An 8,118-nucleotide genomic window follows, 5' to 3' on the forward strand; every position below is an offset into this window, starting at 1 on the left:
AACTTTATATATAACCCATATCTGATAGCATGTCAACAAACTTTTTCATTTTATATCTTGATACATCGATATTCCCCATTAGGAATAATACCTATATTCTCAGCTTGGTATTTTTCAAAGATCCATTTGATGACACTTCCATGGGTGATAATCAAAAGGTTTTCATTTGGGTAAGTTACTTTTAATTCTTTGAGCCCTGTATGGATTCGATCAAGTAAACTCTGGACCGGTTCGATACTAAATCGGTCGTCTTCCAGTTCTTCAATATCCCTGATTTTATATTGTAATCGAATCTCCTGTAATATTTTCCCTTCTAATTCACCAAATGAACGTTCCCGAAAATAATCAAGCTCAACCAGTGGAAGGTTTAATATACGTTGACAAATACTTGCCGATTCTTTTGCTCGATGTAATGGGCTGGTTATAATTTTGGTAACTTGTATTTTTCTGTTCGAAAGTAAATCGAAGCAAGCTTTTTCAATCTGTTTTTTCCCTTTATTGGTTAAAGAAACTTGTTGAATCCCCTGAATTCGGTTAAACACATTCCATTCCGATTCTCCATGCCGCATTAAGATTACTTTTAACATACATTCCCTCTATTCCAATTCATTCATAAGTATAATTCTAGAAATTCCCACCATACTATTTCTAAGGAGGGATATTAATGAATTACCATTTTACAAATCTAAATAACCATCCCGAACTATTAAAAGAGATCACCCAACTTGAAGAAAAAATAAATCATGTGTTAGATGATCACGTTGTCCTGATTGCTTATTCTGAGGATTTCTCAAAAACGTAGTCGAATCCTTCTTTAGTGAAGTCCCTATAAGATAAAAAATTAATTTTGAAGGCGAAAGTTTAGCCATTTTTTAATCACAAAGATACCAATCACAACAATCACCATCGATAAGAGTGATACATTATGATGCAATAATCTTTGAAGAAATAGTGTAAAGGTTCCATTACAAAGAATGATAACACTCCAAAACATAGTTGCTTGCCTATGTAATAACACTTCTTTTACAGGAACATACCTTTCCTGATAACTACGATCAAACATTGAAGTAAATGGCAAGTTTGTAAATAGTGAAAAGACAGAATTGATTGCAAAAGAAAAAGATACTACTTGACCAGTATAATCTACAACAGAAAAAATATCACGTGTAAATAAATAATAGCCAAGACCGATTAAATGCCAAGTTAATGTACTTGAAAAAAACCAATCCCATCTCGCTTTAGACAAATTGCTCCATACCATAGTTAGACTCCAAATAAAACCAATTCCATAAGAAAGGAGCACAATAGATTGATTAGGAATATGGCTTAGTCCCATTGTTGTCATCATAAATAACCCATAGTTCATTCCTTTTTTCATAAATCCTCCTACATCAACAAACTATTGTTTTTAATACTATTTTAACACTATTTATATTGTTTTTGGTGTTAGATAACACTTAATCTGCTTCTAAAGAATATGAAGAAAAATAAAAAAATTGAAAAAAACCAACTTAATACTAGACAATATCCTCATCATCATGTAATATCATGTGTAAAGACACATAAATATACATATAGCAATAGAAATGAGGGGGATTAAATGAGTACATCTGCAATTGAAGCGACTGAATCAAATCAAGAATACAAAAGATTGATTGGTGTTGCTGGGATTGGCTGGGCGTTTGATGCGATGGATGTGGGGCTATTATCTTTTATTATGGTGGCTTTATCTAAAGAATGGGGTCTAACTCCATCATTATCAGGCTGGCTTGGTACGATTAATTTAATCGGTATGGCTATAGGTGCTACGTTAGGTGGAATACTTGCTGACCGCATAGGAAGAAAACCCATTTTTCTATATACTCTATTATTATTTGGTATAGCGACAGCCACTAGTGCATTAGCGACTACTTTTGTTGTTATGTTAATATTCCGTTTTCTTATTGGTTTAGGAATTGGTGCCGAATTACCTGTTGCCTCTACTTTAGTGAGTGAACATGCTCCAGAACATAGTAGAGGAAGGGCAGTTGTTCTGCTAGAAAGCTTTTGGGCCATTGGCTGGATCTTAGCCGCTATCCTTGCTTATTACGTTATTCCTAATCCAAATTTAGGTTGGCGAGCTGCATTAATCATTGGTGGTCTACCCGCTATATATGCTGCTTTAATCCGTAAACAGGTACCTGAGTCACCTGTCTTTTTAGCGCAACAGAATAAGAAACAATTAAAAAACAAAAATATCAAACTCTTATTTACCCAATATAGCAAAGAAACGGTTACTTTATGGACTTTATGGTTTGTCATCGCCTTTTCCTATTATGGCATGTTTTTATGGTTACCTTCTGTCCTTGTTGATAAAGGCTTTGATATGATTCGTTCTTTTGAGTATGTGTTGATGATGACTCTTGCACAAGTTCCCGGATACTTTACAGCTGCTTATTTGATTGAAAAATGGGGAAGAAAACCAGTACTGATGATTTTCTTATTAGGCACAGCACTAAGTGCATGGTTCTTTGGTTCAAGTTCAGAAACCACTTCATTACTAATATGGGGTTCCTTATTATCTTTCTTTAATTTAGGGGCTTGGGGTGGACTTTATGCCTATACGCCTGAAAATTACCCTGGAGTTATTCGCGGATCTGGTTCTGGTGCAGCCGCTGGATTTGGTAGAATCGGTAGTATTATTGCTCCCTTACTTGTAGGTGTATTGATAGGTGAAGAAATGAGTTATCAAAGTATCTTCCTTATTTTCACAATCACGATTATGGTAGGAATCATCGTTTTATGGTTTGTTGGCAAGGAAACGAAGCCTGAAACTACAAATTAAAAAATATGATAAAAATATGGATGGCTACTACCAAATTCGTTATGGTAGTAGCCATTTTCACTCTCTGTGCTTCGATCTGTTCTTATAGGTATTAGATTTGCTTTAACACATTTGCCATTTCAATTGCAGAAATCGCAGCTTCCCAACCTTTATTCCCAGCCTTCGTTCCTGCCCTTTCAATCGCTTGTTCAATCGAATCAGTTGTTAACACACCAAAGATTACTGGAACATCTGCTTGCAAACTAATCGCTGCCGTTCCTTTTGCAACCTCAGAAGAGACATATTCAAAATGAGGTGTGGCCCCACGAATCACTGCTCCTAATGTAATGACTGCATCATACTTTTTAGAATTAGCCATTTTCTTCGCAGCGAGTGGAATCTCAAAAGCTCCAGGTACCCAAAGCACTTCAATCTGTTTCTCTTCCACTCCGTGACGAATGAGTGCATCTTTAGCTCCATTTAATAATTTACTAGTTATAAATTCATTAAAACGCGAAACCACAATACCTATTTTTAACCCTGTTCCAACTAAATGACCTTCATATACTTTTCCCATTATAATTCCTCCTCTTAAACATGTAATAAGTGTCCTAATTTACTTTTTTTCGTTTGCAAATAACGAAGATTATCTTTATTGGGCTTAATCAGTAAGGGAACACGTTCCACGACTTCTAAGTCATGACCTTCTAACCCTTTTATTTTTCTTGGGTTATTGGTTAATAAGCGTATCTTTCCTACTCCTAAATCTTTTAAAATTTGTGCTCCAATGCCATAGTCTCTTAAATCAGCAGGAAAACCTAACTTATGATTGGCTTCAACCGTGTCAAAACCTTGGTCTTGCAACTGATAAGCTCGTAACTTATTGATTAGTCCAATCCCTCTTCCTTCTTGTCGCATATACAGTAGAACACCTTGACCAGCTTCTTCAATTTGTCTTAATGCAGCATGAAGCTGTGGACCACAATCACAGCGAAATGACCCAAAAATATCCCCTGTTAAACATTCGGAATGTACACGAACGAGTGTCGGTGTATCCTGATTGATCTCGCCCTTCACTAAGGCTAGATGTTCCTTATCATCCACCTTATTAGTGTAAGCAATCACTTTAAAAGTTCCATATTCGGTTGGCAAATTGACTTCTACTTCACGTTGAACCAATGTTTCTTTTTCTTTGCGATATTTAATCAAATCAGCAATCGTAATTATTTTTAGTTCATGATCTTTTGCAACTTGCTGTAAATCTGGTACTCTTGCCATCGTTCCATCTTCCTTGATGACTTCACAGATCACTCCAGCAGGATAAGCGCCAGCCAATTTTGCTAGATCAACAGCAGCCTCGGTATGGCCTGCACGTCTTAACACACCGCCTTCACGTGCAATCAACGGGAAAACGTGACCTGGTCTTCGGAAGTCCTCTGACTTTGTTTTAGAATTTAATAATGCTTGTATCGTTTGTGAACGTTCATATGCAGAGATACCTGTTGTACTTTCTTTATAATCAATAGATACAGTAAATGCAGTACCATGGGGATCCGTATTATTCTCTACCATAGGTGATAAATTTAATTCATTTGCTCTTTCTTTTGTAATCGGTACACAAACCAAGCCTCTACCATGCCTAATCATAAAATTGATTACTTCTGGAGTTGCCTTTTCTGCCAATGCGATAAAATCTCCTTCGTTCTCACGATCTTCATCATCCACAACAATAATCACTTTTCCTTGTTGTAACTCTTCTATTGCTTCTTCAATAGTAGCAAACATTTTAAGCCCCCCTACTTTTTAAGCAAATCCATTCTCTTTTAAAAAATCTTCAGTTAAATTAGTTTTCTCATTTGATCGCTGTTCCAACAGATTGGTCACGTATTTCTCTACAAATTTTCCAATCATATCCACCTCAATATTTACGGTTTGCCCGATCTGTTTTGATACCAAATTGGTTTGTTGAAGGGTATGAGGAATGATCGAAACTGAAAATTGGTTTTTCTCTACATCAACAAGCGTTAAACTAATCCCATCAATTGCGATCGAACCTTTGGGAACCATGTAATTTGTTAAAGAGGGATTCGCATGAAAAGTAAAATAAATCGCATTATCTACTGGCTTTTTTCCATGCAATGTAGCTACTCCATCGATATGTCCGGCAACAAAATGACCACCAAACCTTCGATTGGGTGTCATTGCTCTTTCTAGATTTACTAAACTACCAACCTTTAAATCCTTCAGATTCGTACGATGCATCGTTTCAGGCATGACATCGACAGTGAAGGAAAAAGATTGGTAAGAGGTCACCGTTAAACAAATTCCGTTTACAGCGATACTATCCCCAATTGACACATCCTCTAAAATTTCTTTTGCTTCAATCGTAAGTACCATGGCATCGCCCGAACGAGTTATGTTTTTAATCCTTCCCACTTCTTCAATCAATCCGGTAAACATTAACCTTCCCCCCTTCGCTTGATGAAAAGATAGGATACCCCATGATGCAAAAGTCATCTTCAAACTGTTGGATAGAAATGTTGGTTAAGGGAACGGCTTGAGTCATCATCGTTTTTCCTTCCCCACCAATACTTGTTAGGGATTGAAAACCTCCTACTAATTTTGGAGCAATAAATCCTATATATTTATCTATCAATCCATGGTCAAATAAACTACCCGTTAAGGTTGATCCCCCTTCAACAAATACGGATGTTACATGATTTTTACCTAAATATTGAAGCACTTCTTGCAACGGAACACTTTCTTCCCCTTTTGTTACGATGACTTGGATACCCATTTTTGTTAACTCATTTATTTTCTGCTCTGATACATGATTCGTTGTGAAAATCCATGTAGGTGCTTTTCCATCTATTACTACCTTTGCATCTAATGGAATTCTCAATTTTGAATCGACCACAATTCGAATAGGGTTAAGTCCTTCTACTTCAGTTCGTACCGTTAAGGAAGGATTATCTTTTAAAATTGTCCCAATCCCAACCATAATCGCATCATGCTCATGTCTTAGCTGATGAACATATTCTCTCGACTTTTCCCCTGTGATCCATTTGCTACTTCCCGTATAAGTAGCGATTTTCCCATCAAGGGTCATCGCGGTTTTTACGGTAACAAATGGCATACGGGTTGTAATATACTTGTTAAAGCTTTCATTAAGCTGTTTTGCTTCTTGTTCTAAGACTCCTACGGTAACTTCTATACCAGCCTTTTCTAATAAATCAATACCCATCCCTGAAACTAACGGATTCGGGTCTAAGGTGGCCACAACTACTCTTTTGACTTGTTCAGCAACGATTCGTTCTGCACATGGAGGAGTTCGACCAAAATGACTACAAGGTTCAAGTGTTACATAAAGTGTGCTATTTTTAGCAAGTGAACCTGCCATATTTAATGCATGAACTTCCGCATGAGGTTGGCCTGCTTTTAAATGTGCTCCCATTCCAACGATACGACCCTGATTAACAATCACCGCTCCTACAACTGGATTGGGGGAGGTTTGCCCTTTGGTTCCCTTTGCCAAATCAAGGGCTATTTTCATATAATCCCGATCGTTCATGTTTATCTCCTTTTCCTTTAAAATGCATACTCCGATTACTTTTGTAGGCCCCATAAATTTAGAAAAAAAGACCCCAAAGCATCATGCTTCAGGGTTTTATGTTAAGTAAGATAGATAATGTGAATTTTCAAATGGATAGAATATAGCCATAAAAACAAGACAAAATGCAATTCAGAAAAAAGACAAAGCGGCATTTTCTGAATTTACACATCTATGGATAGAATTCACCTTATCATATCCTTCTCCCATCCAGACTTTACTGTCGGTTTCGGAATCTCACCGAATCAGCCAACACATCAAAAGACGTATTGGGTCGCGGACTACAGGTTATCCCTGATTACCGCCGGTTGGGAATTTCACCCGACCCCGAAGGATTTATTTAACTTATTTGATTCTATCTTATACCTTTTCTAATAAATCTGCAAATGTAATTTTGTTTAAGTAGTTATGGCAACGACAGCAGTGTTTCCCTTTTCATCTGGGACTAGCAAATCTTCACCTATGATTAAACCTTTCATTGTTGCTGGAACATAACTGCTATCAATGTGATTATTCTCACTGTCCTTTTGTCCAGCTTTCAAAGCAAGTTCATAGGTGGCACCAGCTTTTAATTTTGGTAATTGAATATCATCTTGTGGATCTAATCCATTTTCATCCTTTAACATACCTTTTTCTAACATCGCACCATAACGGCGGGACTCTAAAAATGCTGCAGCTTTTTCCATTCCAGGTTTTACTTTTAACCATTCTACATTTCCGCTTGGGTACGTTTTAATCTTACTAAACCCTTCTGTATCTTGATCAGCGGTTTCGAAAATATCACTAAACTTTATTCCTTTATCAATGTATGATTTAATTTCTTCATCTGTTGCATGACCTAATTTAATCCATTTTAGATTAGCAACCCCACCATTTTGATCACTTGTTTGGATCCATTTTGCAGCATATAAGGTACCAGCAGATAGATCCTGAGCATTGTCCGCTACATACATAAACAACATAGTATTTGTACCATCATCACCAAAGAATACGGTTTTTCCATCTGGAGCAACTTTACCTAATTCATGAGAAAATCTCCCCATGCTGTAATGTTTTACAACTGTTGTAGAGTTATCAGGGCGTACCACTACTTCTGGAATATATCCATATGCGTAAGGATTACCTACTTTATTTTCGTCTTGAAAATAATTTTTTGTAAAAGAACCAACAAAGGTTTTATTTTGGTCTGCTTCATAAGCACGTGCATCTGCATCGTATTCTTCACTACTTAGGTGAGTATTCCAAGGTGTTACAGAACCATTACATGGTATCCATAATCCATCTACTTTTGAAAAATCTACTTTTTTCAAATCAACAACCTTTAATTCACCTGTTGTTCTATTCTGATCAATCGTACTTAAACTGATAGAAGCTGGAACTTGTCCATAGGCTGAATTACCAGTTTGGTCTCTTGAAATATATTCATAATGAGTAAGCAAACTTAATGGATTGCCACCTAATTTGGTTGGTGCGTCATAGATTGTACAGCCTGAGCACATTCATGAATATGTCGAGTATAATCATGAATAAGTTCTTTAGCTACATTTTTATGCTGATCATCAATAAGACCCGTTGTCCCCACATTGATCACGTCCACATCTACTTCTCGTGGATCCTTATAGGTACACATAAAATCAAAGTTGTACCCTGTTCGCCCTTTTACATTGATATGGATCATCAAGGCATTTGATCGTCCTTTTATTGG

10 protein-coding genes and 1 riboswitch are annotated in these 8,118 nt (G+C 36.7%); of the genes, 2 read left to right on the plus strand and 8 right to left on the minus strand.

Annotated elements, in window-relative coordinates:
- Nucleotides 1-50 precede the first annotated feature (50 nt).
- Nucleotides 51-587: a histidine phosphatase family protein gene (locus tag U473_RS10135; RefSeq protein WP_068725974.1), complete on the minus strand. Its 537-nt coding sequence runs from the start codon at nt 585-587 to the stop codon at nt 51-53.
- A gap of 77 nt (nt 588-664) precedes the next feature.
- Here U473_RS10135 and U473_RS14815 point away from each other — a divergent pair, with 77 nt between their 5' ends.
- The gene (locus U473_RS14815; RefSeq protein WP_161937325.1) at nt 665-802 is read left to right on the plus strand and encodes a hypothetical protein; all 138 of its coding nucleotides are present in this window, start codon (nt 665-667) and stop codon (nt 800-802) included.
- Between the two features lie 39 nt (nt 803-841).
- On the opposite strand, the gene U473_RS10140 is transcribed toward U473_RS14815, so the two are convergent.
- Nucleotides 842-1,378, minus strand: a complete 537-nt coding sequence (locus tag U473_RS10140; RefSeq protein ID WP_068725976.1) for a hypothetical protein — start codon at nt 1,376-1,378, stop codon at nt 842-844.
- A 222-nt stretch (nt 1,379-1,600) separates the two neighbouring features.
- Here U473_RS10140 and U473_RS10145 point away from each other — a divergent pair, with 222 nt between their 5' ends.
- Nucleotides 1,601-2,824 carry an MFS transporter gene (locus tag U473_RS10145; RefSeq protein WP_068725979.1) on the plus strand — a complete coding sequence of 408 codons (1,224 nt, stop codon included), beginning with the start codon at nt 1,601-1,603 and terminating at the stop codon, nt 2,822-2,824.
- 91 nt (nt 2,825-2,915) lie between these two features.
- Here U473_RS10145 and ribH read toward each other — a convergent pair whose 3' ends face one another.
- The 6 genes from ribH to U473_RS10175 form a co-directional block, all read right to left on the minus strand.
- A complete protein-coding gene (gene ribH / locus U473_RS10150; protein WP_068725981.1) occupies nt 2,916-3,380 on the minus strand; it encodes a 6,7-dimethyl-8-ribityllumazine synthase in 465 nt (154 codons plus the stop codon).
- Nucleotides 3,381-3,394: 14 nt separating this feature from the next.
- Nucleotides 3,395-4,588 (minus strand): bifunctional 3,4-dihydroxy-2-butanone-4-phosphate synthase/GTP cyclohydrolase II, encoded by a 1,194-nt coding sequence (locus U473_RS10155; RefSeq protein WP_068725982.1) that lies wholly within the window; start codon nt 4,586-4,588, stop codon nt 3,395-3,397.
- Nucleotides 4,589-4,606: 18 nt separating this feature from the next.
- Nucleotides 4,607-5,263 carry a riboflavin synthase gene (gene ribE / locus U473_RS10160; RefSeq protein ID WP_068725985.1) on the minus strand — a complete coding sequence of 219 codons (657 nt, stop codon included), beginning with the start codon at nt 5,261-5,263 and terminating at the stop codon, nt 4,607-4,609.
- Nucleotides 5,244-6,374, minus strand: coding sequence for a bifunctional diaminohydroxyphosphoribosylaminopyrimidine deaminase/5-amino-6-(5-phosphoribosylamino)uracil reductase RibD (gene ribD, locus U473_RS10165; RefSeq protein WP_068725987.1), 1,131 nt, complete (start codon nt 6,372-6,374; stop codon nt 5,244-5,246). The genes ribE and ribD overlap by 20 nt, the downstream gene beginning before the upstream one ends.
- A 233-nt stretch (nt 6,375-6,607) precedes the next feature.
- A riboswitch (FMN riboswitch) is annotated at nt 6,608-6,752 on the minus strand.
- Between the two features lie 59 nt (nt 6,753-6,811).
- Nucleotides 6,812-7,852, minus strand: a complete 1,041-nt coding sequence (locus U473_RS10170) for an alkaline phosphatase PhoX (protein ID WP_068725990.1) — start codon at nt 7,850-7,852, stop codon at nt 6,812-6,814.
- 17 nt (nt 7,853-7,869) lie between these two features.
- Nucleotides 7,870-8,118, minus strand: a 249-nt coding sequence (locus U473_RS10175) for a hypothetical protein (RefSeq protein WP_068725992.1), incomplete at its 5' end; no start/stop codon positions are given.

This window comes from Tepidibacillus decaturensis, from assembly GCF_001561915.1.
Classification (GTDB): domain Bacteria; phylum Bacillota; class Bacilli; order Tepidibacillales; family Tepidibacillaceae; genus Tepidibacillus_B; species Tepidibacillus_B infernus.

Excerpts from the sequence above, each read along its gene's own strand:
- U473_RS10135 (WP_068725974.1), bottom strand. The coding sequence starts at position 587 with ATGTTAAAAGTAATCTTAATGCGGCATGGAGAATCGGAATGGAATGTG.
- U473_RS14815 (WP_161937325.1), top strand. The coding sequence starts at position 665 with ATGAATTACCATTTTACAAATCTAAATAACCATCCCGAACTATTAAAA.
- U473_RS10140 (WP_068725976.1), bottom strand. The coding sequence starts at position 1,378 with ATGAAAAAAGGAATGAACTATGGGTTATTTATGATGACAACAATGGGA.
- U473_RS10145 (WP_068725979.1), top strand. The coding sequence starts at position 1,601 with ATGAGTACATCTGCAATTGAAGCGACTGAATCAAATCAAGAATACAAA.
- ribH (WP_068725981.1), bottom strand. The coding sequence starts at position 3,380 with ATGGGAAAAGTATATGAAGGTCATTTAGTTGGAACAGGGTTAAAAATA.
- U473_RS10155 (WP_068725982.1), bottom strand. The coding sequence starts at position 4,588 with ATGTTTGCTACTATTGAAGAAGCAATAGAAGAGTTACAACAAGGAAAA.
- ribE (WP_068725985.1), bottom strand. The coding sequence starts at position 5,263 with ATGTTTACCGGATTGATTGAAGAAGTGGGAAGGATTAAAAACATAACT.
- ribD (WP_068725987.1), bottom strand. The coding sequence starts at position 6,374 with ATGAACGATCGGGATTATATGAAAATAGCCCTTGATTTGGCAAAGGGA.